Origin of the sequence: Cyanobium sp. L1E-Cus, assembly GCF_024345755.1 — a bacterium.
GTDB lineage: Bacteria > Cyanobacteriota > Cyanobacteriia > PCC-6307 > Cyanobiaceae > Cyanobium_A > Cyanobium_A usitatum.
Genome location: NZ_JAGQBS010000007.1, coordinates 87443 through 113355, shown reverse-complemented (window position 1 = coordinate 113355; position 25913 = coordinate 87443). Strand labels below are relative to the sequence as shown.

Annotated in this window: 29 protein-coding genes and 2 pseudogenes; 20 read left to right on the top strand and 11 right to left on the bottom strand. The window is 63.0% G+C overall.

Annotation, left to right across the window (positions count from 1 at the left end):
* Positions 1 to 6 precede the first annotated feature (6 nt).
* From KBZ22_RS08505 to KBZ22_RS08495, 3 genes are read left to right on the top strand one after another with little or no spacing between them, the layout of a single operon-like run.
* The gene (locus KBZ22_RS08505; RefSeq protein ID WP_255021690.1) at positions 7 to 2763 is read left to right on the top strand and encodes an RNA helicase; all 2757 of its coding nucleotides are present in this window, start codon (positions 7 to 9) and stop codon (positions 2761 to 2763) included.
* Positions 2764 to 2785: 22 nt separating this feature from the next.
* Positions 2786 to 3226: a 23S rRNA (pseudouridine(1915)-N(3))-methyltransferase RlmH gene (locus tag KBZ22_RS08500; RefSeq protein WP_254941032.1), complete on the top strand. Its 441-nt coding sequence runs from the start codon at positions 2786 to 2788 to the stop codon at positions 3224 to 3226.
* A 24-nt stretch (positions 3227 to 3250) separates the two neighbouring features.
* Positions 3251 to 3652 carry an OsmC family protein gene (locus tag KBZ22_RS08495; RefSeq protein ID WP_255021689.1) on the top strand — a complete coding sequence of 134 codons (402 nt, stop codon included), beginning with the start codon at positions 3251 to 3253 and terminating at the stop codon, positions 3650 to 3652.
* Between the two features lie 13 nt (positions 3653 to 3665).
* Here KBZ22_RS08495 and purB read toward each other — a convergent pair whose 3' ends face one another.
* Both purB and KBZ22_RS08485 read right to left on the bottom strand, forming a co-directional pair.
* Positions 3666 to 4961, bottom strand: a complete 1296-nt coding sequence (gene purB, locus KBZ22_RS08490; RefSeq protein ID WP_255021688.1) for an adenylosuccinate lyase — start codon at positions 4959 to 4961, stop codon at positions 3666 to 3668.
* Between the two features lie 44 nt (positions 4962 to 5005).
* A complete protein-coding gene (locus KBZ22_RS08485) occupies positions 5006 to 5218 on the bottom strand; it encodes a hypothetical protein (protein WP_106502348.1) in 213 nt (70 codons plus the stop codon).
* 113 nt (positions 5219 to 5331) lie between these two features.
* Between KBZ22_RS08485 and KBZ22_RS08480 the strand changes: the two genes are divergently transcribed.
* Entirely contained in the window at positions 5332 to 6285 is a 954-nt protein-coding gene (locus KBZ22_RS08480) for a TlyA family RNA methyltransferase (protein WP_255021687.1), read from the top strand.
* Positions 6286 to 6307: 22 nt separating this feature from the next.
* On the opposite strand, the gene KBZ22_RS08475 is transcribed toward KBZ22_RS08480, so the two are convergent.
* Entirely contained in the window at positions 6308 to 6646 is a 339-nt protein-coding gene (locus KBZ22_RS08475; RefSeq protein WP_254937407.1) for a P-II family nitrogen regulator, read from the bottom strand.
* Between the two features lie 186 nt (positions 6647 to 6832).
* Between KBZ22_RS08475 and queF the strand changes: the two genes are divergently transcribed.
* Positions 6833 to 7258 (top strand): preQ(1) synthase, encoded by a 426-nt coding sequence (queF, locus tag KBZ22_RS08470; protein WP_254940965.1) that lies wholly within the window; start codon positions 6833 to 6835, stop codon positions 7256 to 7258.
* Here the strand turns inward: queF and KBZ22_RS08465 are convergent.
* From KBZ22_RS08465 to KBZ22_RS08435, 7 genes and pseudogenes are all read right to left on the bottom strand, one after another.
* A complete protein-coding gene (locus KBZ22_RS08465; protein WP_255021708.1) occupies positions 7255 to 8553 on the bottom strand; it encodes a cytochrome c biogenesis protein ResB in 1299 nt (432 codons plus the stop codon). The genes queF and KBZ22_RS08465 overlap by 4 nt on opposite strands.
* Positions 8550 to 9287, bottom strand: coding sequence for a cytochrome c biogenesis protein CcdA (locus tag KBZ22_RS08460; RefSeq protein WP_254940966.1), 738 nt, complete (start codon positions 9285 to 9287; stop codon positions 8550 to 8552). Before KBZ22_RS08460 ends, KBZ22_RS08465 begins: the two co-directional genes overlap by 4 nt.
* Positions 9288 to 9296: 9 nt before the next feature.
* Positions 9297 to 10502, bottom strand: coding sequence for an FtsW/RodA/SpoVE family cell cycle protein (locus KBZ22_RS08455; RefSeq protein WP_396111854.1), 1206 nt, complete (start codon positions 10500 to 10502; stop codon positions 9297 to 9299).
* Between the two features lie 149 nt (positions 10503 to 10651).
* Entirely contained in the window at positions 10652 to 10852 is a 201-nt protein-coding gene (locus KBZ22_RS08450) for a phycobilisome linker polypeptide (RefSeq protein ID WP_106502342.1), read from the bottom strand.
* A gap of 33 nt (positions 10853 to 10885) precedes the next feature.
* Positions 10886 to 11374, bottom strand: coding sequence for an allophycocyanin subunit beta (gene apcB, locus KBZ22_RS08445; RefSeq protein WP_106502341.1), 489 nt, complete (start codon positions 11372 to 11374; stop codon positions 10886 to 10888).
* A 42-nt stretch (positions 11375 to 11416) separates the two neighbouring features.
* On the bottom strand, positions 11417 to 11902 hold the full coding sequence (locus tag KBZ22_RS08440; RefSeq protein ID WP_106502340.1) for an allophycocyanin: 486 nt from the start codon (positions 11900 to 11902) through the stop codon (positions 11417 to 11419).
* Between the two features lie 393 nt (positions 11903 to 12295).
* A pseudogene (locus KBZ22_RS08435) lies at positions 12296 to 14617 on the bottom strand (phycobilisome rod-core linker polypeptide); the annotation flags it as partial.
* Between the two features lie 198 nt (positions 14618 to 14815).
* Here KBZ22_RS08435 and KBZ22_RS08430 point away from each other — a divergent pair.
* The 15 genes and pseudogenes from KBZ22_RS08430 (at position 14816) to KBZ22_RS14400 (ending at position 24696) form a co-directional block, all read left to right on the top strand.
* On the top strand, positions 14816 to 15988 hold the full coding sequence (locus KBZ22_RS08430; RefSeq protein ID WP_255021707.1) for a methyltransferase: 1173 nt from the start codon (positions 14816 to 14818) through the stop codon (positions 15986 to 15988).
* 59 nt (positions 15989 to 16047) lie between these two features.
* Positions 16048 to 16530, top strand: a complete 483-nt coding sequence (locus KBZ22_RS08425) for an ATP synthase subunit I (protein WP_255021685.1) — start codon at positions 16048 to 16050, stop codon at positions 16528 to 16530.
* A gap of 54 nt (positions 16531 to 16584) precedes the next feature.
* Entirely contained in the window at positions 16585 to 17304 is a 720-nt protein-coding gene (atpB, locus tag KBZ22_RS08420) for a F0F1 ATP synthase subunit A (RefSeq protein WP_396093617.1), read from the top strand.
* Positions 17305 to 17463: 159 nt separating this feature from the next.
* A complete protein-coding gene (gene atpE / locus KBZ22_RS08415; RefSeq protein ID WP_106502337.1) occupies positions 17464 to 17712 on the top strand; it encodes an ATP synthase F0 subunit C in 249 nt (82 codons plus the stop codon).
* A gap of 99 nt (positions 17713 to 17811) precedes the next feature.
* Positions 17812 to 18282 carry a F0F1 ATP synthase subunit B' gene (locus KBZ22_RS08410; protein ID WP_254940969.1) on the top strand — a complete coding sequence of 157 codons (471 nt, stop codon included), beginning with the start codon at positions 17812 to 17814 and terminating at the stop codon, positions 18280 to 18282.
* Entirely contained in the window at positions 18279 to 18803 is a 525-nt protein-coding gene (locus KBZ22_RS08405) for a F0F1 ATP synthase subunit B (RefSeq protein WP_254940970.1), read from the top strand. Before KBZ22_RS08410 ends, KBZ22_RS08405 begins: the two co-directional genes overlap by 4 nt.
* The gene (gene atpH / locus KBZ22_RS08400) at positions 18803 to 19351 is read left to right on the top strand and encodes an ATP synthase F1 subunit delta (protein ID WP_254940971.1); all 549 of its coding nucleotides are present in this window, start codon (positions 18803 to 18805) and stop codon (positions 19349 to 19351) included. The genes KBZ22_RS08405 and atpH overlap by 1 nt, the downstream gene beginning before the upstream one ends.
* Before the next feature lie 102 nt (positions 19352 to 19453).
* Positions 19454 to 20971, top strand: a complete 1518-nt coding sequence (gene atpA / locus KBZ22_RS08395; RefSeq protein ID WP_254937417.1) for a F0F1 ATP synthase subunit alpha — start codon at positions 19454 to 19456, stop codon at positions 20969 to 20971.
* A 15-nt stretch (positions 20972 to 20986) separates the two neighbouring features.
* Positions 20987 to 21940: a F0F1 ATP synthase subunit gamma gene (locus tag KBZ22_RS08390; RefSeq protein ID WP_255021684.1), complete on the top strand. Its 954-nt coding sequence runs from the start codon at positions 20987 to 20989 to the stop codon at positions 21938 to 21940.
* Between the two features lie 14 nt (positions 21941 to 21954).
* Positions 21955 to 22647: a TIGR02466 family protein gene (locus tag KBZ22_RS08385; protein ID WP_254940973.1), complete on the top strand. Its 693-nt coding sequence runs from the start codon at positions 21955 to 21957 to the stop codon at positions 22645 to 22647.
* 31 nt (positions 22648 to 22678) lie between these two features.
* Positions 22679 to 23041, top strand: a complete 363-nt coding sequence (locus KBZ22_RS08380; protein WP_261353992.1) for a 2Fe-2S iron-sulfur cluster-binding protein — start codon at positions 22679 to 22681, stop codon at positions 23039 to 23041.
* The gene (locus KBZ22_RS08375) at positions 23038 to 23229 is read left to right on the top strand and encodes a hypothetical protein (protein WP_254940975.1); all 192 of its coding nucleotides are present in this window, start codon (positions 23038 to 23040) and stop codon (positions 23227 to 23229) included. The genes KBZ22_RS08380 and KBZ22_RS08375 overlap by 4 nt, the downstream gene beginning before the upstream one ends.
* Entirely contained in the window at positions 23226 to 24281 is a 1056-nt protein-coding gene (locus KBZ22_RS08370) for a DUF3326 domain-containing protein (protein ID WP_255021683.1), read from the top strand. Before KBZ22_RS08375 ends, KBZ22_RS08370 begins: the two co-directional genes overlap by 4 nt.
* Positions 24282 to 24284: 3 nt before the next feature.
* A pseudogene (locus KBZ22_RS14405) lies at positions 24285 to 24407 on the top strand (hypothetical protein); the annotation flags it as partial.
* A 46-nt stretch (positions 24408 to 24453) separates the two neighbouring features.
* Complete coding sequence (locus KBZ22_RS14400; protein ID WP_396111850.1) at positions 24454 to 24696, top strand: YchJ family metal-binding protein; 243 nt, start codon at positions 24454 to 24456, stop codon at positions 24694 to 24696.
* 56 nt (positions 24697 to 24752) lie between these two features.
* On the opposite strand, the gene ald is transcribed toward KBZ22_RS14400, so the two are convergent.
* The gene (ald, locus tag KBZ22_RS08360) at positions 24753 to 25865 is read right to left on the bottom strand and encodes an alanine dehydrogenase (protein ID WP_255021706.1); all 1113 of its coding nucleotides are present in this window, start codon (positions 25863 to 25865) and stop codon (positions 24753 to 24755) included.
* Positions 25866 to 25913: the final 48 nt, after the last annotated feature.

Genomic DNA, 25913 nt, shown 5'->3' with positions numbered 1-25913 from the left:
AGCAGCGTGCCTGAAACGGCGCCCAATGGGCTGGATCCTGCAGCAATTTTCCCCTTCCCGCTCGACGACTTCCAGCTCGAGGCGATCGACGCGCTCAACCAGGGCCACTCGGTAGTGGTGAGCGCCCCCACGGGCTCCGGTAAGACCCTGGTGGGTGAGTACGCCATCTACCGCGCTCTGGCCCATGGCCAGAAAGTTTTTTACACCACGCCGCTGAAGGCCCTCTCTAATCAGAAACTGCGCGATTTCCGCGAGCAGTTTGGTGCCGACATGGTGGGGCTGCTAACCGGTGATATGAGCCTCAACCGGGAGGCCCAGGTGGTGGTGATGACCACCGAGATCTTCCGCAACATGCTCTACGCGGAAGCCGATGCGGGAGATGACCCGCTGGAGGGCGTGGAGGCGGTGGTGCTCGATGAGTGCCACTACATGAACGATTCCCAGCGCGGCACCGTCTGGGAGGAGTCGATCATTCACTGCCCGCCGCCGATTCAGTTGGTGGCCCTTTCGGCAACGGTGGCCAATGCCGGTCAGCTCACCGACTGGATAGAGAGAGTGCATGGGCCCACCCAGCTGGTGCTCAGTGACCACCGGCCGGTGCCGCTGGCCTTCAGCTTTTGCAGTGCCAAGGGACTGCACCCCCTGCTCAACGACGAGGGCACCGGGCTCCATCCCAACTGCAAGGTGTGGCGCGCCCCCAAGGGCAGCCAGCGCAAGGGTCCGAAAACTCCGAAACCACCCCAGCCCGAGGCTCCGCCCTTGGGTTTTGTGGTGGCCCAGATGGCGGAGCGCGACATGCTGCCGGCCATCTACTTCATCTTCAGTCGCCGCGGTTGCGATAAGGGTGTCAAGGAGCTGGGCAAGGCCGCCCTGGTGACGCCTGCTGAACAGGCGCGCATCAAGGCCCGCCTGGATTTGTTTATGTCAATAACTCCCGAGGCGGTGCGGGAAGGTGGCCACGCCGAGGCACTGCTGCGGGGCATTGCCGCCCACCATGCCGGTGTGCTGCCGGCCTGGAAGGAGCTGATCGAGGAGCTGTTCCAGCAGGGGCTGATCAAGGTGGTGTTTGCCACCGAAACCCTGGCGGCCGGCATCAACATGCCTGCTCGCACAACGGTGATTTCGGCGCTGAGCAAGCGCACCGAGCGAGGCCACCGCCCTTTGATGGGCAGTGAGTTTTTGCAGATGGCGGGCAGGGCCGGCCGGCGCGGCCTTGATACCCAGGGCTACGTGGTGACCGTGCAGAGCCGCTTTGAAGGTGTGCGGGAGGCGGGCCAGCTCGCTACTGCGCCGGCAGATCCGCTGGTCAGCCAATTCATGCCCAGCTACGGCATGGTGCTCAACCTGTTGCAGCGCTACGACCTGGCTAAGGCAAAGGAGCTGGTTGAACGCAGTTTCGGCCGCTACCTGGCCACCCTCGATTTAGTCGAGGACGAGGCCCGCATCGGCCAGTTGATGCAGCAGCTCGAAGGCCTGGAGGATGGCTCCGGCGAGGTGCCCTGGGACGACTTCGAGGACTACGAAAAGCAGCGAGCTCACCTGCGCGAAGAGAGGCGCATCCTGCGGATCCTCCAGCAGCAGGCTGAGGAAACCGTCGCCCATGAGCTCACCTTGGCGTTGCAATTCGCCAGTGAGGGCACTTTGGTGAGCCTCAAGGCACCCCAGCTACGTGGCCGGGTAACGCCGGCGGTGATTGTGGAGAAGGTGAAGGGGCCGGGTCAGTTTCCTTTGCTCAAGTGCCTCACCGACGAGAACCTTTGGCTGTTGCTGCCCTGCCACGGGGTGGTGAGCCTCCATGCCGAGCTCAGTTGCCTCCAGGTGAGCCAGGTGGATCCCCCCGAGTTGCGCCAGCTTGGCGAGTTGCGCCACGGCGATCAGGCCAGCGGCGGCTTGGCCCTTGCCGTTGCCCACATGGCCAGTCGCCACGACATGGCCACGCCCCAGTACGACTTGGCGGGGGAGGTGCAGGACCAGGCCCAGCAGGTGCATCAGCTGGAGGAAAGCCTGGAGCTGCATCCGGCCCACCGCTGGGGCGACCGCCGCCAGCTCAAGAAGCATCGCCGCCGCATGGAGGAGTTGCAGCTGGAGATCGAGGAGCGCCAGCAGCTGCTGCACTTCCGCTCTAATCGCCACTGGGATACCTTCCTGGCCCTTATTGAGGTGTTGCGCTTTTTCGGTGCTCTGGCGGGAGCTGATGGCCTGGAGCCCACCGAGGTGGGCCGCACCGTGGCTGCCCTGCGTGGCGACAACGAGCTTTGGCTGGGACTGTCGCTGATGAGCGGCCACCTTGATGAGCTCGATCCGCCCCAGCTGGCGGCGGTGTTTGAAGCAATCTCCACCGAAGTCAACCGGCCCGATCTGTGGTGCGGCTACCCGCCGCCACCGGCCGCGGAGGAGGTCCTGCATGATCTGCGCGGCCTGCGCCGCGAGCTGGAGCGTCAGCAGGAGCACGCCAAGGTCAACTTCCCGCTTTGGTGGGAGCCCGAGTTGATGGGCCTGGTGCACGCCTGGGCTAAAGGTGCCAGCTGGAGCGACATGATTGCCAACACCTCCCTCGACGAGGGTGATGTGGTGCGGATCCTGCGCCGCACTGTGGATTTGCTGGCCCAGGTGCCCTACTGCGAGGCGATCAGCGAGCAGCTGCGCAGCAAGGCCCGCGCTGCCCTCAAATCGATCAATCGCTTCCCGGTTTGCGAGATCGAGGATTTGGTGGCTAGTGGCAACGGTCAGCTGGATCCGGCGATCGAGCGCCCCCAGTCTTGAGGTTGGTGGGCCGTAACCCGTGATCAATCCCGCCCGCATTCGCATCATTGCCGTCGGCAAGGTGCGCAAGGGCTGGGTGAGCGAAGGGGTAGAGATTTATCGCAAGCGGCTCCCGGGCCTGGAGATCGTGGAGCTGAGGGACGGTGGCATGGCCCGCGAGGCGGAGGCCATATCGGCTGAGCTGCGCGGCGGCGAGCAGTTGGTGGCCCTGTGCGAGGAGGGCCAGGGCTACGACTCGTTGGCCTTCGCCAAGGCGCTTGAAGGTTCTGGCTCGGAGCGGCTGGCGTTTGTGATCGGTGGGGCCGATGGTCTCGACCCGGCGCTCAAGGGGCGGGCCCACTGGCGCCTGAGCCTCTCACCGATGACCTTCCCCCACGAGCTGGCGCGGCTGCTGCTGTTGGAGCAGCTTTACCGGGCCAGCTCGATTCAGCAGGGCGGGCCGTATCACCGCGCCGGCGCTTGACTGGGGTGGTGCTTACGCCACGCGATGACCACGATTGATAGCCGCTACGAGGGAGCCCTGCGCTGCCACTCCAGCCACGGGCCTTCGGGCTGCGAGCTTGAGACCGACGCCCCCACCGACAACCAGGGCAAGGGGGAGCGTTTCTCGCCCACCGATCTGGTGGCCACGGCCCTGAGCACCTGCATCCTGACGATCTTGGGGATCGTTGCCGAGCGCCACGGCTGGCCGCTGCAGGGGGCCAGCGCTCGGATTGAAAAAACCATGACCCCCGAGGCGCCACGGCGCATTGCCCTGCTGGAGGTGTGGATCAGCTTGCCGGCGGGTCTCAGCGAGCAGCAGCGGGCCGTGCTTCACCGGGCCGGAGAGACCTGCCCGGTGAAGCTGAGCCTGGAGGGGGCTGTGCAGATGCGACTGCACTGGGCCTGAACTGCCTGCGAGCTCAAATCCCCAGTCGCTGCCAGATCACGCCCAGGTTGGCCTGATGCAGATCGGTGCTGAAACACTCAGCCAGCTGCTCAGCACTGAGCTTGCTGGTCACCTCTGCATCGGCTTCAAGGTTGGCGCGGAAGTTGCCGCCATCTTTGTTCCAGGCGCTGTGGGCGTTGCGCTGCACAATCCGGTAAGCGTCTTCGCGGTTGATGCCGGCTTCCACCAGGGCCAGCAGCACCCGCTGGCTAAACACCACGCCGCCGTAAACGTTCATATTGCGGGCCATGTTGTCTGGGTAGACCCCTAGGCCCTTCACTACCTCGGTCATCTCCCGCAGCATGAAGTGCAGGGTGGCGGAGCAGTCGGGCAGCATCATCCGCTCCACCGAGCTGTGGCTGATGTCGCGCTCGTGCCAGAGGGCGCAGTTTTCCAGAGCCGCCACCACATAGCTGCGCAGCACCCGGGCCAGGCCACTGATCCGCTCGCTGCGGATCGGGTTGCGCTTGTGGGGCATGGCCGAGCTGCCCTTCTGCCCCTTGGCGAAATTTTCCTCCACCTCGAGCACGTCGGTGCGCTGCAGGTTGCGGATCTCGGTGGAGAAACGCTCAAGAGCCGCGCCCACCAGGGCCAGGGTCTGCACGTATTCGGCGTGGCGATCGCGGGCGATCACCTGGGTGCTGGCGGTATCTGGCTCCAGGCCAAGCTTGGCGCAGGCGATCGCCTCCACCTGGGGGTCGGTGTTGGCGTAGGTGCCCATGGCGCCGCTGATCTGGCCCACGCTCACCACCCGCTCGAGCCGCTCGAGGCGCTCGCGGTTGCGTTCCACTTCCGCCAGCCAGCCGGCCACCTTGAAGCCGAAGCTGATCGGCTCGCCGTGGATGGCATGGCTGCGGCCGATCATCACCGTGCCCTTGTGCTGGCTGGCTAGAGCCCTAAGTGCATCCGCCAGTTGGTCGAGCTCGGCTCGCAGCAGAGCCACCGACGCTTTCATCTGCAGGGCCAGGCCTGTATCGAGCACATCTGAGCTGGTCATGCCCACGTGGATGTAGCGGCCCGCATCCCCCACGTGCTCGTTCACATTGGTGAGGAAGGCGATCACGTCGTGGCGCACCTCGGCCTCGATCTCGAGGATCCGCCCTACCGAAAATCTGGCCTTCGACTTAATCGTTGCGACCGCCTCAGCGGGCACTCGCCCCAACTCACAGTTGGCCTCGGTGGCAGCGATCTCCACATCGAGCCAGCTTTGGAACTTCGCCTGCTCGCTCCACAGGGCGCCCATCTCGGGCAGGGTGTAACGCTCGATCAAGGCCGCGCCTGGCTCACTGCCAGACCAATGTATGGGTGCGCCCCTTAGGCAGCGGTAGTCAGGCGCTGGTGCTCCACCTCCCACTGCACCAGGCTTCCCCAGGCCTGCTGCCGCACCCAGCAGCGGCCCCCGCGGCATTGGATCAGCTGGAAGGGGGGCAGGTCGGAGGGTTGATTGCGCAGTTTGACGAAGCTGCCGGGATAGAGCAGTTCAAGCACATTGGCTGCAGCATTCGCGGTCCGGATTGAGGAGGCCATCGGTGCCGGATCAACTTCTGGGCGCCATCCTCTGCTGGGTTTTGGTGCGGAGGCAGAGATGCTTGGAATCTGTTCCGTTTGCGTTGTGGTTTGATCACAAAAGGTGGAGCGCCATGGCCCGCAAGCAACGACTGGATTTGGAGCTCGTGGCCCGCGGCCTGGCGGCTAGTCGTCAGCAGGCCCAGCTGTTGATTAGGGCCGGGCGGGTGCGCCACGGCGACAAAGTGCTCGATAAACCAGGCACCGAGGTGTTGCCGGAGGCGGAGCTGCTGGTGCAGCAGCTTCCCCGCTATGTATCAAGGGGTGGCGAAAAGCTGGTGCGGGCCCTTGAGGCCTTCCCCATCGCCGTGCAGGGGCGCGTTTGCCTTGATGGCGGCATCTCCACTGGCGGCTTCAGCGATTGTCTGCTTCAGCACGGGGCCTGCCGCATTTATGGAATTGATGTGGGCTACGGCCAGACGGCCTGGAGCCTGCGCAGTGATCCGCGGGTAGTGCTCAAGGAGCGCACCAACCTGCGTCACCTCACCCCGGATGCTCTTTACGGCCCCGAAGACCCCTGGCCCGATCTAGCGGTGGCAGATGTGTCGTTTATTGCCTTGGCCTTGGTGCTGCCTGCCCTCCTGGCGCTGCTGCAACCGCAAGCACCCGTGGATCTGCTGTTGCTGGTTAAACCCCAGTTTGAGGTGGGCAAGGGCCGGGTGGGCAAGGGCGGGGTGGTGCGTGATCCGGTTGCCCATTGCGATGCCATCGAAGGGGTGATCACCGCGGCCTCTGGCCTGGGCTTGGTGGCTTGCGGCCTGGTGGCATCACCAATCACTGGACCTGCCGGCAACCACGAATACCTGCTCTGGCTGCGGCGCTCCGATTGCGATGGGCAGGTCGGAATGGGTGATGTTGCCGGGGATGTTGCTGGGGATGTTGCAGTGGATGTTTTTGAGCCTGTTGAACAGCTTGTTGAACCAGCGCAAAGCGACCCGAAATTCCGCTCTACGCCAATCCGCTCTGCGCCAATCAGCCCAGAGCAAATAAAAAACCTGGTAGCCAGCACGCTGACTCCCAGGGAATAAAAATCAAAAGGGGTGCTGGCGCTCAGATGGCGCCGCTGTCCCGATCACCGGTGCGGATTCGAATCACAGAATCAATCGTGCTCACGAAGATCTTGCCGTCGCCGATTTCGCCGGTGCGGGCCGCGTCTTGAACGGCGCTAACCACGGTGTCGACCTTGTCGTCATCGACAACTATCTCAAGTTTCAGCTTCTGGAGGAATTCGACGGTGAATTCAGAGCCGCGATAGCGCTCCACCTGGCCCTTTTGACGGCCAAAACCCCGCACTTCGCTCACGGTCATGCCCACGATCCCCGCATTGACCAGGGCGACCTTGACGTCCTCGAGCTTGAAGGGACGAATGATGGCCTCAATTTTTTTCATAGGAACAGCTCGGGCTTGGTAGGAAGTCTCTCAGGAAATCCCTGCCGATGGTAGGGAGTAAAGCCATTACGCCCGAGCTTTGCGGGGGTCGTCGTAGCGATTGCTACCGGCTCGGGCAGCCGTTGGCTGCGGCCACTTTCCTTAAGATCACCTAGTGGCACTGGCCCTTTCCCTTTCCTTGCTCCGATGTCTTCCAGCCCCGCTTCTGCCAGCGCGTCCTCCCTCACCCAGACGCCCATGTATGGCGAGCGCGCCATCGCTGAAGCGGAGCTGATCTGTTTTGACAATCCCAGGCCTGGCCGCGCCTACGAGATTTCGATCGAGCTACCGGAGTTCACCTGTAAGTGCCCATTTTCCGGCTACCCCGATTTTGCGGTGTTGCGCCTGATCTACCAGCCCGGCCCCCGGGTGGTGGAGCTGAAGGCGATCAAGCTCTACGTGAATAGCTACCGCGACCGCTCCATTTCCCATGAAGAGGTGACCAATCGCATCTTGGATGATCTGGTTGCTGCCACCGATCCCCAGTGGATGCAGCTGGAGGCTGATTTTCACCCCCGCGGCAACGTTCACACCGTGGTGCGCGTCAGCCACGGCACGCGGCTGGCTTGTTAGAGCTGGGCGAGTATCTGGGGCAGCTCGGCAGCGAAGCCGGTGAGATTGCGGTTGCAGAGGCCCGCAACGTGCAGCTGACCCGCTTGGCCGGCCGGCTGCTCAGCTATGGCCCAAAGCTGACGCGTAGCAAGCAAGCTGAGACCACCGCCGGCTAGGGCGATCGCAAATCCTGCATAAACCAGTGGAACCCCCGGATCACGCTTCAGCAGGATGCCACTGGCGGGGAGCACGCTTTCAACCCGTATCGGTAGCCCTTTCACTTCCACAGCTGCGCCGCCTGGGGCTAGGCGGGCTAAGGAGATTCCGTCGGCGCCATAGATCTCCACAGGCCCTTGTTCGCTGCCCAGGCTGAGCAGCACCGGCTCGCTGCCATCGGGACGGGTGGGCAGCACGATTCCCCAAATCTGTTCGCCTAGTTGAGGAAAGCTCTGCAGCGGTAGCTCCAGTAGGGGGCTTTTGCCCAGTTGCAGGCTGATAGTGGCCAGGGCCCAGTCGGCTTGATAAAGGGTGACTCCCTGGAAGCGCAGCGGATGGTTGACGCTGATCTCAGCCTGCTTCAGCAGGCTGCCGCCGCTGCCATCGCCCTCCAAGATGCGCAACTGGGAGGTGAATTGCTCAGGTCGTCCGGCGGGATCGCGCTGGATTGAAAAGTGGTCGAGGGCGAGGGTGAGTTGGCTGCTGCCCCGGCTGTCCATCAGCTCGAGGCTGCGGCCGGGGGCGAGGTATTGCTCAGCCCGTTGCCCCCCAAGTGCCCCCCAAGCGGCTCCGAGCATCAGCACCACCATCCCAGCGTGCACCAGCAGGGGCCCAACCCGGCCCAGCAGCCCCTTGCGGGCGGCTAGGCGGTCGTCGTGGCGCTGAATTTGCCAGCCCTGGCGCTGCAGCAGTCCGGCCAGCTGTTCGAGGCTCGCCTTGGGGGTGTCGGTAGTGAAGGTTTCGGCCACGCTCAGCTTGCTGAGCTGGCGGGGGGTGCTGTAGTCGATCCAGCGCAGGGCGGCTTGCAGGGCGGGCCACTGGCGGCGCCAGCTGCAGAGCAGCAGGGCTAGGGCCAGCCAGGCCAGCAGCCCCAGGAACCAGCCGCTGGAATACACGTGGTCGAGCTGGAGGGCCAGCACCCCATCACCGTTCAGCAGTCCAAGCCAGGGCTGGGGGTCGTAGAGCCGGTGGTAAAGGTCGGCTGGTTCCCGCTGGGGGATGGCCGTGCCGACGCCACTGGTGATGGCAATCACTAAAAGCAGCACGATCGCTACCCGCAGATCGGAAATCCAGCCCACCACCCGCAGCAAGGCTTTCATCGCCAGTTGGCCACCAGGGTGAGGGCGCCGGTGGTCACCAGCACCACGCCGCTGATCGGGGGAACCCATTGGCCCAGCCGCCTCAGGCTCAGCAAGCCCGGCAGGCTGGCGGCCGCCGTGCCTGCCAGCAGCAGCGGCACCACCTGACCGGCCCCGAAGCTGGTGAGCAGCAACATGCCGACCAGTGGTTTGCCGTTCTGGGCCATCCAGGCCAGCAGCACAGCCAGCACTGGCGTTGTGCATGGGGTTGCGGCTAATCCGAAAGCCAACCCTGCTGCCAAAGGAGCTAGGGGGGCTGGCACCCGGCGACGCCAGACTTCAGGATCGGGTCCGGCGGGCAGGGGCAGCTTCAGCAGGCCCAGCAGGTTTAGGCCCATCAGCAGGGCAAGCACAGCCACCACCGTGGGAATCAGCCCGGGGATTTGGCCGTAGATCCGGCCCAGTAGGCCGCTAACCAGGCCCAGCAGCACCAGGGAGGCCACGATGCCGGCCGCAAAGCTGAGGCTGCGCTGCCAGGGAGCCTGGCTGGGTTTAACGCCGGGCGTGCCGCCAAAGCCGGCCAGATAGGCAAGGGTGACCGGCAAAAGCGACAGGGAGCAGGGCCCCAGGCTCGTTAGCAGGCCGCCAGCAAATACAACCCCAACGGTGGTGGGGGTGGGGCTGGCCAGGGAGTGCTGCAGCAGCGTCTCGCTGCTGCGGGCCCAATCGGCCAGTTGGGGCCCAAAACTGATCATTCAATCAGCCTATCGGGCAGCTGCGGTGCGCCGGCGCCTAGGGGTAGGGGCAAGACCGCCTGCCTCCAGCGAGCAGCGGATCAGCAGGCCGCAAATAAGCAGGCTGGCCATCAAGGAGTTGCCGCCGTAGCTGATCAGTGGCAAAGGCAGGCCGGTGGTGGGCATGGCACCGCTGGCTACGGCGATATTGAGGATGGATTGGCCCACCAGCAAGGTGGTGCAGCCGATGGCGATTAGGCGCTGCTGGTTGCTGCGGCAGCTGAGGGCAACCCTCAGGCCCACAAAGCCAAACAGCAGCAAAAACAGCAACAGCACCAGCGAGCCCACGAAGCCAAATTCCTCAGCAAACACAGCAAAAATGAAATCTGTGCTTTGGATCGGCAGGTATTGCAGTTTCTGGGTGGAAAGGCCAAACCCTTCGCCTAGGAAGCCTCCTGAGCCGATCGCCATCAAGCTCTGCACCAGTTGGTAACCATCCCCCTGGGCATCCCGCCAGGGATCCAGGAAGGACACCACCCGCAAACGCTGGTATTCGTTGATCATGATGCTGGCGCTGCCAAGCAGCCCTCCCGCTCCGGCTGCCCCGAGCAGCATGGGCAGGGAAAGGCCCCCAGCCAGGGCCATCAGCCAGAGCAGCAGCCCGGATAGGGCGGCGGTGCTGAGGTTTGGTTGCTTGAGGATCAGCAGGATCAGGGCCCCAAATGCCCCTAGCCAGAGCAGTTTCTGGTCGTTGCCGATTCGCTTCCAGTGGGCAAACAGGGCAGCGCCCTGCAACACCACAAAAGGCTTGACCAATTCCGATGGCTGCAGCTGTACCGGTCCAAGCACCAGCCAGCGACTGGCGCCGTTGACAGTGCTGCCCATTACCAGGGTGGCTGCGACCAGAACGATCCCAACCCACAACCCCAGCGGAGCCAGGTGCAGCCAGCGTCGCAGGCTGGTGCGCAGGCCGAGCCAGAGCAGCCCCCAGCTAGCAGCCATCCAAATCAACTGGCGCTTGAGATAGAAGGCGCCGTCACCCATCTCCCTTTCAGCTACCCACCAACTGGCGGAGGTGAGCACCAGTAGTCCGATCACGCTCCAGAGCGCCACCATGCCCAGAAGCAATCTGGCCTCTGCTGGCCATTGGGACCAGGGCAACGGCAGCAGCGCCCCAGCCTTCTGAGATCCGCTGACTGCGTCGCGGTGGGGGGTGTGAGTTGCGGTGCGGGCCAAGGCTGGAATTTGGGAGTGCAGAGGTGGGGCCATCGTCAACCCATTGAGCCGTGCTCGGGGGGGGGGTGTCGACCCCTGGCAACCAGAGTCAAACAATAAAAAAGCCCGGCATCTGCCGAGCTTGGGGAGAAACGAAAGGTACTGACTATTCAGTTGCCGACGTTCTGTTGGCGACGCCCAGCGGCTAGTTCTACTTTGAGGATCTTGCCGCCCTGTTTCATGATCCGCTGCTGCTCAGCGAACCAGCTGTCGTAGGGCACCCATTTGGTGAAATAGGTGTTTTGAAGCTCACGCTGGGAGCGGCTCTTTTCCGGGCAAGGAATGCAAGCCGTGATCTTGAACAGACGCATGGAGATGATCCTCGGGTGTGCCGATGGCAGGGATCAGTTGCCCAAGCCGGAGCAGATGTAGTCGAAGTAGACGGCCATTTCACGACCAGCATCAGGACCCACCAGTGCAGCGGTGGTTTCCTTCATGGCCTGGATGGATTGCACGGTGGCACCAATGGGTACACCCAGGGAGTTATAGGTCTCCTTGAGACCATTCAGCACCCGCTCATCGAGGATGGAGGTGTCCCCAGCTAGCATGGCGTAGGTGGCGTAACGTAGGTAGTAGTCCAGATCGCGGATGCAGGCTGCATAGCGACGGGTGGTGTACATGTTGCCGCCCGGACGGGTGACATCCGAATACAGCAGCGACTTAGCTACGGCCTCTCTGATGATCGCCGAACCATTGGCGCTGATGGTGGCAGCGGCGCGGACGCGCAGTTCACCACTGGTGAAGTACTGCTCCAGGCGGCCCATGGCGGAGTCGTCCAGGTATAGGCCCTGAACGTCGGCTTGGTTAATGACGTTTGTGATCGCGTCTTGCATGAATCCAGCTGTGGTGGCGGGGAGTAGTAAAAGAACGCTGCCTCAGGAGAGGGCGCCAATGACGTAGTCGAAGTAGAAGCCGGCTTCTTCAGCGTCAGAGCCGGTGAGTAGGCCCATGGCGGCGTTCTTCATTTCCCGCACGGACTCAGCCATGGCATCGAGGGGAGTGCCGAGGGAGCGATACATCTCCTTTGCTCCGATGATGCCAACCTCTTCGATGGGGGTCACATCGCCAGCGATGATCCCGTAGGTCACCAAACGCAGGTAGTAGTCCATGTCGCGGAGACACGAAGCGGTCATCTCCTCGCCGTAGGCGTTGCCGCCGGGGGAAATCACGTCGGGACGCCGCTGGAACAGGGCGCCACCAGCGGTCTTGACGATGCGCTCGCGGCTTTCTCCGAGAACCTGGGCGACGCGGATACGACGTTGACCAGCGCCCACGAAGGACTTGATCTGGTCGAGTTCGCCAGGGCTGAGATAGCGGGCTTCCGCGTCCGCGTTGATGATCGAGTTGGAGACGATGCTCATGCAGTTCTGCCTCGAAACAAGCGGCCGCCTTGACGGAGACCGATATCCGGTGGGTAAGGGAAAGGATCGACTTGCGCCGATCGCCAAATCATTCTGCGGCAAAGCCCCTCGCTGCTCCCCTGGTGGTAACAGTTCTTCATGGCGTTTGTGGCTGAAAAACCCCTTGCGGCGCAATGGCTTTGAGCGATATTATTAATAGCGGCTTGGCGCAGCAATTATTCATCATTTTGCTTCGCTAATCGCTCCACTTGTTTCGGCTTGCGGCTCAACTTTTGCGACAATTATTATCTTGATCATAAAAAAGCCCCCGATGTGTCTCCGGGAGGCTCGAAGTCGCTGAAGCGGCGCGCAGGGGTGGCATGCGGTTGAGGCGTTGCTGGACGTAGGGGCCTACTTCCAGCGGCGAGTTGGGGCAGGTGCTTGGCGGATGCTGCCCGGCCCTGCGATGAAGTTGTCTTCGGGCTGAGATGCCGTCATGGTTTCTCCCCCTACGGTCTGAGCTGTCCAGCTCCCCACGACAATCTGCCGGCGCCCCGACAGATTTCGATTGGTTATATCCCCGGTAGTGCGTACGGTCTGATCAACGGGCACGTTTGGACGTTTGTCCTGGGTAAATTCATTGGCATAGGCAGATGCATCGAAGGGGCGGTTCAGGCCGGGCACCTTACGCGCATTGCGATCAGTAGCGGTGACAAAACGCTCGTAGGGGACTGTGTCTTCGCCGTAGGTTTCGTTGTATTCGACGCTGTTCAGGATCCTGTCGACGACGCCGTAGAAGCCGGTGCGGGCAGCAGTATCGAAGTAGGCGTCAATTTCCCATCTCCCGAAGGTTGGGCGACCTAGCAGCCGGCGATGGATCACCTCGATGGCCTTGGTGATGTAAAGGCCGCTCCAATAACGGCGGCGGAAGGCCTTGGAGCGGGCGACCTGGCGGATGAATTCCCGCAGGCTGATATCGCCGTTCTCGAGCTTGATTTCTTCAACCTTATTGCGCTCTCCGGCATAGCCAGAAGTGCCTAAAACTTGCACATAGACCGCATTAATAACGGCCTGGGTGCTGGCTTCAGTGCCACGGATGCTGGGTTGGCCGCCGCGGCGTGGCACGGAGCTGCCGCCGGTAGCAATCTGCTGGAGGCGTACAACCTTGGGCCCCACCCGGCGGGGCTTGGCCTTACGGAACTGGGCGCTGTCCATCTGGCCAGGCTGGGCCATGCCATTGCCGATCAGGATGCGGCGGCTGTCGTAGCCGTAGGGCGCTGGCCGGGTGGCCACTGAGGCGGTGCCGGAAGGGAAAATCGCGCCGAAGTTGAGGGCCAGTGGATCGTTGCCGCCGCCGTAGACGTGCTGATCGGCGAAGGGTTGGCGATAGGAGGCGTAGAGGGTGACGTATTGGGGTGCGCCTTCAAAAGGAGCGCTGAAGCGGAATAGCTTGCGGTTTGATCCCCAGCCGGCACTCTCCTGGGCTTCTTCACCGAGATCCCGCAGGTAGGGCACGGTTTCCTCGCCGAACACCCGCGCGTATTCAAGGGTATTGATCAGGGAATCCACTAGGCCATTCAGGCCTTGGACGCTGACGATGTCGAAGTAGCGGGTGAATTCCTCACGGGAGCTGATGCCGCGACCGAGGAAGTGGCGGAAGGCCAGCTCAACCGCCCGGCTATTGGAGAAGCGGCCGAAAAACTGTTGGCGATATTCCTTGCTGTGGCCGAGGGAGCGGATGAATTCCCGCATGGAAAGCTGGCCCTGGCGCACCTGGCTGGCTTCAGCCGGGCAGGGCGTCTGGCTGTATGCCTTGGCGATGTCCCGTTCAAAAACCTGGCGGTAGGCGGCCCGAATCACTTCGGCCTTTTGGGCACCACTTAGGCGCGGCCTCATGATGAAGCGCTGCTTGCCGTCTGCGGCTAGGGCATAGGTGGCAGGCAGTTGGAGGCCCTGACTTTCAGGGCTGCCGAGGCGCTGCCGGGTGCTTGGTGTGGCCACCTGCAGTTCGGCGAGCAGCACGTTGAAGTACTGGATCACCAGCTCGCGGGCCTGGGGATTGTCTTTGCAGAGGCCGGCGGCTGCGGCGCGCATTTCCTGCAGGGCCACATTGGTAGCCGCCAGGGAGCAGGCCTTCTCCAATATGTCGCGCAGGCCGCGGGTGTTCACGGCCAGGATGCTGGGGTCTCCTGCCACCAGGGCGTAGCCCACATAGCGGAGGAACCAGCCCATGTCGCGCAGCGACTTGCGCATCCGATCGGTGCCGTAACGGCCCACGGCAATCGGGCTGAAGCCGGTGGGCAGCACAACCCTTACATCGGCGTCGCCACCTGTGCTTTCGAGCAAGCGAGTGATCAGGTTGCCGCTGGAGTTGCCGGTGCCCTGGGCGAAGGTCTGCACCGAACGCTGGAAGGCGGCCTGGTCAGCGGCCAAGGGGGTGGCGTCGCTGGACCTACCGCTGACGACGCTCAAAGGAGCATCTAGGTAGGAGAGGGGCGTGCCGCCGGAGAAGATCCGGTTGGCCGCCTTGGCCACGATGAAATCAGCGTTTTCTGAGATGCGGCGTGCAGCTTCTAAGCGCTGCTGGCCACTCTGGAAAAACGCCACCAGGGTTTCAAGCTCGCCGCCGTCGGGGAAGCGATCCTGTTGCTCCGCCTGACGGACGCTGGAGAGCGGCAGGGTGTCGTAGCGCTGGGGTGAAACCCTGGTGCTGCCGCTGCTGGCGGTCACGGTCATTGACGAGAGCGAACCGGGCTGGGCCACGTTACGGCGGGCCCTCGGGGCCTTTGCCCAGCCATGAACAAATGTTTGCAGCTTCGCTGGCTTGCTGATGCCAATTGACCCGTTTTGACTCGTTCCAGTGGCCGCTGGACGTGAAAAGCTCAGCCGGTTGCCGCTGATCCGTCCTTGCCTGCCAGTGATGCCGCCACGCCGATGGTGAGCGCCTTTTACGACCGTTTCCCCTACCCGGGAGACCCCCTCCAAGACGGCCCACCCCCTGGATACAACTGGCGCTGGTGCGTCGATAGCGCCTGGGCTGCTGCTACTGGAGCCCTACCGCTGCGCTCCGACCAAGGTGAACGGCCTTGGCGGATTCTCGACGCCGGCTGCGGCACCGGCGTCAGCACCGATTACCTCTGCCACCTCAACCCCGGTTCCTCGGTGCTGGCGGTAGATATCAGCGGCGGAGCGCTTGAGGTGGCACGGGAGCGCACCCGACGTTCAGGGGCTGCAAAAGCAGTGCGGGAGTTGCGTATCGAACAGCGCAGCCTGCTGGATCTGGCGGGGGAGGGACCCTTCGACTACATCAATTCCGTTGGCGTTCTGCACCACCTGCGCGAGCCAGAGGCTGGTTTGCAGTCATTGGCTGGCTTGCTGCGGCCAGGCGGGCTACTGCATCTCTTTCTGTATGCGGATGGCGGCCGCTGGGAAATTCACCGCACCCAGCGCGCCTTGACGCGGCTGGCCGTCGGTTCAGGAGCGGAGGGGCTAAGGCTGGGTCGCCAGCTGCTGGCTGAGTTGCCTGAGGGAAACCGACTGCGCCAGCATCACGAGCGGCGCTGGATCGTCGACACGGCAGCCGATGCCAATTTTGCGGATATGTATCTGCACCCCCAAGAGACCAGCTACAACCTCGAACGTCTGCTGGCTTTTGTCGCCTCAGCCGGTTTGGAGTTTGCCGGGTTTTCCAATCCGGAGGTGTGGTCGCCCGCGCGCTTGCTTAGTGGTGAGCTGCTGGAGCGGGCCCAGGGCCTTAGTCAGCTTGAGCAGTGGAGCCTGGTGGAGGAGCTTGATCCCGATATCAGCCATTTCGAATTTTTTCTCAGCCATGGTGCGGTGAGGGCACCCGATTGGAGCGACGACGAAGTTTTGCTGGCAGCGCGGGGTGAAATAAACCGCTGCCTTTGGGGTTGGCCAGCCACCCGCTTGATGGGGCCAGACCTAACGCCCCTTGACGTCAGCGAGGCGGGGCTCAATTTGATGGCTGCCCTTGAGAGCGCACCGGGTGTGGCGATCGGCCAGCTGCCTTTGGATTGGCCTGCAGCGCAACGGCTTGCCGTGGCCCGCCAACTGCTGAACCAGAGGGTTTTGCTGCCGGTGCTCTGAGGGGGCGGGGATCAGCACCGTGATAGATTCCGCGCGCCTTTTCAGGGATTTGAGCGCGCTTGTCGGTATCCCTCCCCTGCCCCCTACTTCCCGACCCTGAACCCACCGTTTCAACGGCAGTTCAGGCTGGTGGAGCGGTCGTGCAGCTGGATGATGCCACCGGTGCATCAACCCTGCCAGCGCTAACCGTCGATGTCAGCAATGGCATGGATGGTTATTTCCGGCTCCAACGCCGGCTTTTGCTAGCAACCTTGCTGCTTTCGGCAGTGGCGGTGGCAGTAACAGCCGTTTTGGGCTCCATCTCCACGGCTTCCAGCCTGTTGGTGGGTGCTCTAGCTGGCCTTCTTTACCTGTGGCTGCTCAGCCGCAGTGTCACCAAGCTGGGAGAAAATGCCCGGCGGGTTAGCAAGGTTCAGCTGCTGGTGCCGGTCGTCCTGGTGCTTATCGCAGCCCGGATCCCCCAACTTTCGATCCTGCCGGCTCTTCTGGGCTTTTTGCTCTATAAGCCGGCCGTGATCCTCCAGGCAGTCTTCGACACCTGACCCCGTTTCCGTTCCGTCGCCCTGGCGACCCCGAACTCCCCTTCGCTGGCTCCGATGCCTCTCCTTCTCCCCTTTGCTGAACTGGAGGTTGGTAAACACCTCTACTGGCAACTTGGCAACCTCAAGATTCACGGCCAGGTCTTCCTGAGCTCCTGGGTGGTTATCGGTGCCTTGCTTGCCCTTGTAGTGGTTGGCACCCGCAAGCTGGAGCGTGATCCCCGAGGCACCCAGAACCTGCTGGAGTTCCTGTGGGATTACATACGCGATCTCTCCCGTGAACAGATTGGTGAGAAGGCTTACCGCGATTGGATGCCCTTCATCGGCACCCTGTTCCTGTTCATTTTTGTGAGCAACTGGGGCGGAGCTCTGGTGCCCTGGAAGCTGATCCACCTGCCCAGTGGCGAGCTTGGTGCACCAACGGCAGATATCAACACAACCATTGCTTTGGCTTTGTTGGTATCTCTTGCCTACTTCTATGCCGGCTTGAGCCGTAAGGGACTGAGGTACTTCGAGTACTACGTGGAGCCGACACCGATCATGCTTCCATTCAAGATCGTTGAAGATTTCACAAAGCCCCTTTCCCTTTCCTTCCGTCTTTTTGGCAACATCTTGGCGGATGAACTGGTGGTCGCAGTTCTGGCATTTTTGGTGCCATTGATTGTGCCCCTGCCTGCAATGTTCCTTGGTCTTTTCACCAGTGCTATTCAGGCTCTGATTTTTGCCACCCTCGCTGCCTACTACATCGGCGAGGCGGTGCACGAAGAGCACCACTAATAGCTCTTCACCAGCAGCTCCGCTCCGGCGGTCTGCTAAATCTCCCTCGCGCAGGTCCGGTAGCATCCCGGGCCCATCCTTGAAAGGATGTCCTCAGCGCAGGGTTTTATTCCCGGTCCATAACGCGCCACAACCGCGACCCCAATCCCCCACTCCACCATGGATTCCATCACCTCCGCTGCGTCTGTTCTGGCCGCTGGTCTGGCTGTAGGCCTCGGTGCCATCGGCCCCGGCATCGGTCAGGGCACCGCAGCTGGCGGCGCCGTTGAAGGCATTGCACGTCAGCCTGAAGCCGAAGGCAAGATTCGCGGCACCTTGCTGCTCTCCCTGGCCTTCATGGAAGCGCTCACCATCTACGGCCTTGTGGTCGCCCTAGTGCTGTTGTTTGCCAACCCCTTCGCTGGTTGAGCGTTGTTGTGAGTGGAAGGAGGGCTGGGGCTTGTTGCTCCTGCCCTCCCAGGCTCACAAACCTCAATCCCGACCGATCGTTCCAGCGCCCTCGCCCAAATGACCAGCTGGCTTCTGCTCGCCGAAGCAGGTGTCCCTGAGGGAGGTCTTTTTGACCTCGATGCCACCCTGCCGCTGATGGCGGTTCAGGTTGTTCTCCTCACTTTCATTCTGAATTCGCTGTTCTTCCGCCCCGTAGGACGGGCCGTGGAGGAGCGTGAGAGCTTTATCTCCACTAGCCGCGCCGACGCCAAGCAGAAGCTGGCTCAAGCCGAGCGGCTGGAAGCCGATCTCAAGGAACAGCTCAAGGACGCGCGTCAGCAGTCCCAAAAGCTGATCCTCGAGGCCGAGCAGGACATGGATCGTCTCTACCGCGATGCCCTTGCCGCGGCTACGGCCGATGCCAATGCTTCCCGGGAGCAGGCCCGCCGTGAGATTGATTCTCAGCGAGACCAAGCGATGGACCGGCTTAATAAGGACGCCGACAAGCTCGGTGATCTGATCGTGACCCGCTTGCTGGCTGCCTCATGACTTTCCTGCTCCCCTCTTTGCTAGCAAGTCACGGCGGATTTGGTTTCAACCTCAATCCGTTTGAGACCAACATCATCAACTTGGCGATTGTGATCGCCGGCCTTTGGAAGTTTTTGCCAGGTTTCCTCGGCAGCATCCTGGAGCGCCGTCGTGCAGCCATCCTCAACGATCTGCAAGATGCTGAGCAGCGTCTTCTCGCAGCAACATCTTCGTTAGCTCAAGCCCAGCAGGATTTGTCGGCAGCACAACAAAAGGCTGAGCAGATTCGCGCTGATGGTTTGGCCCGTGCCCAAACTTTGCGGCTGGAAAGCGAAAAGCGCACGATCGATGAAATGGCTCGGCTTAAGCAGGGAGCCATGGCCGACTTGAATGCCGAGGCAGCTCGAGTCACCGACCAGTTGCGCCGCGAAGCCGCCAATCGGGCTATTGCCCAAGCACTTGCCACCCTCCCCGGCAAGCTCAATGCAGATGCCCAGGCACGACTGATCGATCAGTCCATTTCAACCCTGGGTAAAGCCTGATGCCACTCCTCAACTCGATTGCAACTCCATACGCCGATGCGTTGCTGCAGGTAGCTGAATCTCGTAAGGAGACTGATGCTGTTGCCGAACAGGCAAAATCCCTTCTGGCCGTATTGAGTTCGAGCCCCGAGCTAAAAGCTGCTCTTGCGTCGCCCGTCCTTGAGCCGGAAGCCAAGAAGGCTGCTTTGGCAAAGCTTTTCGACGATCAGGTCACCCCTTCGGTGCAAAACCTGCTCAAGCTCTTGGCCGACCGCCAGCGCCTGCCCATGATGGAGGCTGTTTTGATGCGTTTCCTGGAGCTTTATCGGGAGCTGCGCAACATCACTTTGGCCAAGGTGACATCTGCTGCTGCCCTCAGCGAGGAGCAGCAGGCTGAGCTCAACCGCAAGGTTCAAGAGATTGCAGGCTCTAAATCGGTGGAGTTCGACCTCGTGGTTGACCCCTCCTTGATAGGAGGCTTCATCGTCAGCATGGGCTCCCAAGTCATTGACGCCAGCCTTTCTGGTCAGGTGCGCCGTCTCGGACTGGCGCTGGCCCAGGTGAGCTAGCTCCTCTGTCCGCCCAAACTTCCGGAACCTTCTTGCTCCGGTAGCCCTCTCCCCGCTTCCCCGTCTTCCCCTCCATCAGCCCCCCTGTGGGGACTTCCTCCCATGGTTTCCATCCGCCCCGACGAGATCAGCGCCATCCTCAAGCAGCAGATTGAGGACTACGACAAGTCGGTTTCGGTTAGCAACGTTGGCACCGTTCTGCAGATCGGCGATGGCATCGCCCGCGTGTATGGCCTGCAGCAGGTGATGGCCGGTGAACTGGTGCAGTTCGAGGACGGCACCGAAGGCATCGCCCTCAATCTCGAAGACGACAACGTCGGCGTGGTGTTGATGGGCGAAGGTCGCGGCATCCAGGAGGGCAGCACCGTCAAGGCAACCGGCAAGATCGCCGCCGTGCCCGTTGGCGACGCCATGCTTGGCCGGGTTGTTAATTCGCTGGGCCAGCCCATTGACGGTAAGGGTGACATCGCCACTACCGAAACCCGCCTGATCGAATCGATGGCGCCTGGGATCATCCAGCGCAAGTCGGTGCACGAGCCCATGCAAACGGGCATCACCGCTATCGACGCCATGATTCCGATCGGTCGGGGCCAGCGCGAGCTGATTATTGGCGACCGTCAGACGGGCAAAACCGCTATTGCCATCGACACGATTATTAACCAGAAGGGCGAAGACGTCGTCTGCGTTTATGTGGCCATTGGTCAGAAGGCCGCATCCGTAGCCAACGTGGTTGAAGTGCTGCGGGAGAAGGGAGCCCTCGATTACACCATCGTGGTTGCTGCGAGTGCTTCCGAGGCTGCAGCTCTTCAATACCTGGCTCCCTACACCGGCGCGGCGCTTGCCGAATCTTTCATGTACAAGGGCAAGGCCACCTTGGTGATTTACGACGACCTCACCAAGCAGGCCCAGGCCTACCGCCAGATGTCCCTGCTGCTGCGTCGCCCCCCCGGTCGTGAGGCCTATCCCGGCGACGTCTTCTATTGCCACAGCCGTTTGCTTGAGCGTGCCGCCAAACTCAGCGATGCCATGGGCAAGGGCTCGATGACCGCGCTGCCGATTATCGAAACTCAGGCCGGTGACGTATCCGCTTACATTCCTACCAACGTGATCTCGATCACCGATGGCCAGGTGTTCCTGAGCTCCGACTTGTTCAACTCCGGTCTACGCCCCGCCATCAACGTTGGTATTTCCGTGAGTCGGGTGGGCGGTGCCGCCCAGACCAAGGCGATCAAGAAGATTGCCGGCACCTTGAAGCTCGAGCTGGCCCAGTTCGATGAACTGGCTGCCTTCTCCCAGTTCGCCTCCGACCTCGATGCTGCAACCCAGCAGCAGCTCGGCAGGGGTAAGCGCCTGCGCGAGATTCTCAAGCAGCCCCAGTTCAGCCCCCTAATCCTGGCTGAGCAGGTGGCTGTGGTTTATGCCGGCGTCAAGGGCCTGATCGACGAGGTTCCTGTCGAGTCTGTGGTGCAGTTCTGCCGCGAGCTGCGCGAATACCTCAAGAGCAACAAGGCCGAGTTCATCTCCAAGGTGCAGACCGAGAAGCAGCTCAGCGACGAAGCTGAAGCCATGCTCAAGGATGCCATCAACGAGGTGAAGTCGACCATGCTCGCCTCCGTTTGAGGAGGGGCATAACTAATGGCAAACCTCAAAGATATCCGCGACCGGATTGGTTCGGTCAAGAACACTCGCAAGATCACTGAGGCCATGCGCCTGGTGGCAGCCGCCAAGGTGCGCCGCGCCCAGGAGCAGGTGCTGCGCAGCCGTCCTTTTGCTGACCGGCTCGCCCGCGTGCTGGAAAATCTTCAGTCACGCATGCGCTTTGAAGATGCCGACGCTCCCCTGCTCGCGCAGCGCGAGGTTGGCACCATCACTCTGCTTGCCATTACCGGTGATCGGGGATTGTGCGGTGGCTACAACGCCAACATCATCAAGCGCACCGAACTGCGCACCGCTGAATTGGTTGGCCAGGGCTACAAGGTGGATCTGGTATTGATCGGTCGTAAGGCGATCACCTACTTCCAGAATCGCGCTAATCAGTACACGATTCGCGCCACCTTTACCGGTCTTGACCAGGTGCCCAAGGCCAGTGAAGCGATGGGTATCGCCAACGAAGTGCTTGCGGAATTTCTCTCCGGCAGCACCGATCGTGTCGAGATCATCTTCACCAAGTTCATCAACCTGGTGAGCTCCAAGCCCGTGATTCAGACCCTGCTGCCCCTTGATCCCCAGGGCATTGCTATCCCTGAAGACGAGATCTTCCGCCTCACTACCCGGGACGGACGGCTGGGAGTTGAAGTGGGTACGACTTCCAACTTGCAGCCCAAGCTGCCCTCCGACATCGTGTTTGATCAGAGCCCAGATCAGCTGCTCAATGCCCTGCTGCCCCTTTACCTGGAAAACCAGCTTCTGCGTTCTCTGCAGGAGTCAGCAGCTTCGGAGTTGGCCAGTCGGATGACGGCAATGAACAACGCCAGCGATAACGCCAAGGCTCTCGCTAAGAGCCTCACGCTCGACTACAACAAGGCCCGCCAGGCCGCCATTACCCAGGAAATTCTGGAAGTGGTTGGCGGTTCTGCCGGTATGTCCTGAGTCTGGGGGCTGGTTTGCAGATCGAGCCTCTGTTTCCGGTGGCTCTTGGCAGGGTGCAGCTATCGCCTGATCCCCTGGATACGGCACTGCAACTTCAGGCCCTGCACGAGCTGCGGGGCCAAGCCAGCTCCAACCCCGACCCTGGTTGTGCCTGGACCGGTGACCTTAATGGTGTCTGGCAGTTGCAGCGTCAGCCGGCCTTTGCGCCACTGATTGCTGGCTTGACAGGCCATGCAGAAGCTTTTCTGCAGCAATTGGGTTTCGATCTCAGCCGAGTGGCCTTGCACCTGCAGCGCTGCTGGCCCGTGCTCAGCGAGGAGGGGCAGGTGGTAGGCCGCCACCACCACCCCAACGCTCACCTCAGCGCCATTTATTACCTCAATGGTGATGGCAGCGGTCGCAGCGGCTGTCTGCGCCTTTGGCCGCAGCGGCAGGTGAATGAGCTGGTGCCTGGGATGGCAGTTGGCCATGAAGGTCCGTTGGCTGCATCGCCTTGGAGCGCACCTTGGCTGGATGTGGCTCCCCAGGCAGGCCTGCTGCTGCTGTTTCCCAGTTGTCTGGATCACGCCGTGCTTCCCAACGAGGATCCGGATGATTTGCGGTGCTCCCTCAGCATTGATTTCGCCCTAACAGCACCCGTGGCTAGGGATGGGTCCTCGCCACCGGAATATCTGGCGCCCCACCCCAGCCAGTGGCAGGAGCTTTGATCGCCGCGGCTGTTGCGGGTGGGCTGGAACAATGGCCTCTAGCTGCCCACTCCGGCACCCTCCTGTGACCGAAACCCAGACCTTCACAATCACCGCCGAGTTTCAAGGCACCCAACACACTTTTTCCTGCCGCAGCGACCAAACCGTGCTGTCTGCAGCCGAGGCCGCTGGGGTCCCCTTGCCCAGTTCATGCTGTTCGGGGGTCTGCACCACTTGCGCGGCTCTGATCAGTGAGGGCAGCGTGCACCAGCCCGATGCCATGGGGGTCAAGGCGGACCTGCAACTAAAGGGCTATGCCCTGCTCTGCGTTTCCTTCCCCCTGGCTGATCTCAAGCTCCAGGCGGGGATGGAGGACGCCCTCTACGAAGCCCAGTTCGGTAAATACCAGAAATGAGTGCTGCGGCGGTGCGCCTGCAGCCCATAACTCTGCAGTTACGCCGTGCTCCAGGGCCGTTGTTGGCCCAGATCGAGGCCGCGTTGGCCCCGCACGGCCAACCGCTGCGCTGGGCGATCACCGCGGTGGAGCCTGGTCTGGCTGGATCGTGCCCATTGCTGACGCTTGAAGCGGTGGTGCTGGCATGACGGCGAGCCTGCCTCTGCCCACCTTGCTGGTGATTCCCACCGGGATTGGATGTGAGCTCGGTGGTTATGCGGGCGATGGCCTGCCCGCCGCCCGCCTGCTGGCGGCCGCCAGTGGCTGCCTGATCACCCATCCCAACGTGATGAATGGGGCCTCGTTGTACTGGAGCGATCGGCGCATCCACTACGTGGAGGGCTGGGCCCTGGATCGCTTCGCAGCTGGCGAGCTAGCCCTGGCGCCGCGGGCGTCCCAGCGGGTGGGCGTGCTGCTCGACGCCGGCATCGAACCGGAGCTGCTGCTGCGCCACCGCCAGGTGATCGACGCCTGCAAAGCCAGCCTCGGCCTGCCGATCGGGCCGGTGCTAACAAGCGAGGTGCCCCTTGGGGTGAGCCTGCAGTTGGGGGCCAGCGGCAGCAGCTGGGGCACGATCGCCCGCCCCGATGTCCTGCTGCGCGCCGGCGAGCAGCTGGTGGCGGCCGGCGCCACCGCCATCGCCGTGGTGGCCCGCTTCCCTGAGGATCCCGAAAGCGAAGCCCTAGCGGCCTACCGGGCTGGATCGGGCGTCGATGCCCTGGCGGGCGCCGAAGCGGTGATCAGCCACCTGCTGGTGCGCCATCTGGGGATTCCCTGTGCCCATGCCCCGGCGCTGCTGCCCCTGCCTCTCGATCCCGCGCTAGATCCCCGCGCCGCGGCTGAAGAGCTGGGCCACACCTTTCTGCCTTGCGTGTTGGTGGGATTGAGCCGGGCGCCGGATCTGGTGCCCCTGGTGGACTCAGCAACGCGCGGAACGGCTCCGCTGCTGCACGTCGCGCAGCTGGGTGCGGTGGTGGCCCCCGCCGGTGCCCTGGGCGGAGCGGCGGTGCTGGCCTGTGCCGAGCGGGGCATCCCCCTGATCAGCGTCGCCAATCCCTGCCTGCTGGAGGTGACCGCCGAGGCGCTGGGGCTGGCGGCGATCCCGGCCAGCTCCTACGCCGAAGCCGCCGGGTTGCTGGTGGCCCTGCGCGAGGGGATCGATCCGGCGGCTCTGAACCGCCCGCTGGCTGGGTCAGCCTGAGCCATGCAGGACCCTTGCCCCTGTGGTGGAGATCGCTATGGCAGCTGCTGCGCGCCGCTGCACCGCGGCGAACGCCAGGCGGCCACGGCCGAGCAGCTGATGCGCTCGCGCTACAGCGCCTATGCCCTGGGGGAGGTGGAGTACCTGCTGCAGACCCAGCCAGCCCTCCCCGGTGCCCCTGGCGCGCCGGCGTCGGGAGCTGCTGGCCAGCCTTGGTCAGCTCCATTGGCAGCGGCTACAGATCCTCGCCGTGACGGCCGGAGCCCCGCACGACCTCAGCGGCACGGTGACCTTTGAGGCCCACTACTTCGCTGCCGGCCAGCGGGGTGTGATGCGGGAATGCTCGCTGTTCGGCCGCGAGGGCCACAGCCTCGACGGCGGCTGGCTCTACCTGGAGGCGCTGGAACTGGCCTGACCCTGGTTCATCGGCGCAAGCCGGGTCAGTGCAAGACGGGTCAGTGCAAGACCGTGTCAGCGCAGACAGGCCATCGGGTGGCGGGGCGTCACATCCAGGGCCCGGGCAACGCCGGGATGGCACACCGCCCCATGCACAGTGTTGAGGCCGGAGAGTAGTTCGGGCCGGTCGGTGACGGCTTCGACCAGGCCCCGCCCCGCCATTACGAGGATGTAGGGCAGGGTGACACTCACCAGCGCTTCGGTGGAGGTGAAGGGCACGGCCCCTGGCATGTTGCCGACGGCATAGTGCTGCACGCCGTGGAGCGTGTGCACCGGATCGGTGTGCGTGGTCTCGCGGCTGGTGGCAATGCAGCCCCCCTGGTCGATCGCCACATCCACCACCACGGAGCCGGGTTGCATTTGCTGCACCAGCGCCTCCGCCACCAGGGTGGGGGCCCGGCCACCGGCGGTGAGCACGGCACCAATCAGTAGATCGGCACCCGGCACTAGGCGCTCGATCAGGCTGCTGCTGCTCACCAGGCTCACCAGTCGACCGCGGCGGTGGGCCTCGAGGCTGCGCAGCCGCTCGGGCGAGCGATCCAGCAGGAATACCTCCGCATCCATGGCGGCGGCGATCCGGGCCGCATTCCAGCCCACACTGCCTGCACCCAGCACCACCACCCGCGCCGGCCGCACCCCGGTGCAACCACCCATCAGGATGCCGCGACCGCCGTGGGGGCGCTCCAGCAGATGGGCTCCCACCTGGGCTGCCAGCCGACCGGCGATTTCGCTCATCGGCGCCAGCAGGGGCAGGCTGCCGTCTTCGAGCTGCACGGTTTCGTAGGCCACGGCAGTGGTGCCCGCTTCCAGCAGGGCCCGGCCCACCTCCGGGTAGGCGGCCAGGTGCAGGTAGGTGAACAGCACCAGATCGGAGCGCAGAAAGCCGAACTCCTCGGGCTGGGGCTCCTTGACCTTCACCACCAAATGAGCGCCCCAGGCTTCTGCGGCGCTCACCAGCCGGGCCCCGGCGGCGGCGAAGGCGGCATCGCTGAAGCCAGCCCCTAAACCTGCTCCCGCCTGGATGCGCACCTCCATGCCCTGGTTCACCAGATCGGCCACCCCGTCAGGGGTGAGGGCCACGCGCTGTTCATCGCGCTTGATCTCTGCGGGCACGCCGATGCTTGCCATCGGGGCCGTCAGGCTGGCGCCGCTGGAGCTGGGGGGTGCCATGGATGT

Bases quoted from the DNA above. Each gene is read 5' to 3' on its own strand.
- atpH (WP_254940971.1), top strand. From the start codon at position 18,803: ATGCCACTCCTCAACTCGATTGCAACTCCATACGCCGATGCGTTGCTG.
- KBZ22_RS08485 (WP_106502348.1), bottom strand. From the start codon at position 5,218: ATGGCCTCCTCAATCCGGACCGCGAATGCTGCAGCCAATGTGCTTGAA.
- KBZ22_RS08390 (WP_255021684.1), top strand. From the start codon at position 20,987: ATGGCAAACCTCAAAGATATCCGCGACCGGATTGGTTCGGTCAAGAAC.
- KBZ22_RS08475 (WP_254937407.1), bottom strand. From the start codon at position 6,646: ATGAAAAAAATTGAGGCCATCATTCGTCCCTTCAAGCTCGAGGACGTC.
- atpA (WP_254937417.1), top strand. From the start codon at position 19,454: ATGGTTTCCATCCGCCCCGACGAGATCAGCGCCATCCTCAAGCAGCAG.
- KBZ22_RS08465 (WP_255021708.1), bottom strand. From the start codon at position 8,553: ATGAAAGCCTTGCTGCGGGTGGTGGGCTGGATTTCCGATCTGCGGGTA.
- queF (WP_254940965.1), top strand. From the start codon at position 6,833: ATGTCTTCCAGCCCCGCTTCTGCCAGCGCGTCCTCCCTCACCCAGACG.
- KBZ22_RS08405 (WP_254940970.1), top strand. From the start codon at position 18,279: ATGACTTTCCTGCTCCCCTCTTTGCTAGCAAGTCACGGCGGATTTGGT.
- KBZ22_RS08380 (WP_261353992.1), top strand. From the start codon at position 22,679: ATGGCCTCTAGCTGCCCACTCCGGCACCCTCCTGTGACCGAAACCCAG.
- KBZ22_RS08495 (WP_255021689.1), top strand. From the start codon at position 3,251: ATGACCACGATTGATAGCCGCTACGAGGGAGCCCTGCGCTGCCACTCC.
- atpB (WP_396093617.1), top strand. From the start codon at position 16,585: ATGCCTCTCCTTCTCCCCTTTGCTGAACTGGAGGTTGGTAAACACCTC.
- ald (WP_255021706.1), bottom strand. From the start codon at position 25,865: ATGGCAAGCATCGGCGTGCCCGCAGAGATCAAGCGCGATGAACAGCGC.
- KBZ22_RS08375 (WP_254940975.1), top strand. From the start codon at position 23,038: ATGAGTGCTGCGGCGGTGCGCCTGCAGCCCATAACTCTGCAGTTACGC.
- atpE (WP_106502337.1), top strand. From the start codon at position 17,464: ATGGATTCCATCACCTCCGCTGCGTCTGTTCTGGCCGCTGGTCTGGCT.
- KBZ22_RS08410 (WP_254940969.1), top strand. From the start codon at position 17,812: ATGACCAGCTGGCTTCTGCTCGCCGAAGCAGGTGTCCCTGAGGGAGGT.
- KBZ22_RS08370 (WP_255021683.1), top strand. From the start codon at position 23,226: ATGACGGCGAGCCTGCCTCTGCCCACCTTGCTGGTGATTCCCACCGGG.
- KBZ22_RS08480 (WP_255021687.1), top strand. From the start codon at position 5,332: ATGGCCCGCAAGCAACGACTGGATTTGGAGCTCGTGGCCCGCGGCCTG.
- apcB (WP_106502341.1), bottom strand. From the start codon at position 11,374: ATGCAAGACGCGATCACAAACGTCATTAACCAAGCCGACGTTCAGGGC.
- KBZ22_RS08460 (WP_254940966.1), bottom strand. From the start codon at position 9,287: ATGATCAGTTTTGGGCCCCAACTGGCCGATTGGGCCCGCAGCAGCGAG.
- KBZ22_RS08440 (WP_106502340.1), bottom strand. From the start codon at position 11,902: ATGAGCATCGTCTCCAACTCGATCATCAACGCGGACGCGGAAGCCCGC.
- KBZ22_RS08430 (WP_255021707.1), top strand. From the start codon at position 14,816: ATGGTGAGCGCCTTTTACGACCGTTTCCCCTACCCGGGAGACCCCCTC.
- KBZ22_RS08450 (WP_106502342.1), bottom strand. From the start codon at position 10,852: ATGCGTCTGTTCAAGATCACGGCTTGCATTCCTTGCCCGGAAAAGAGC.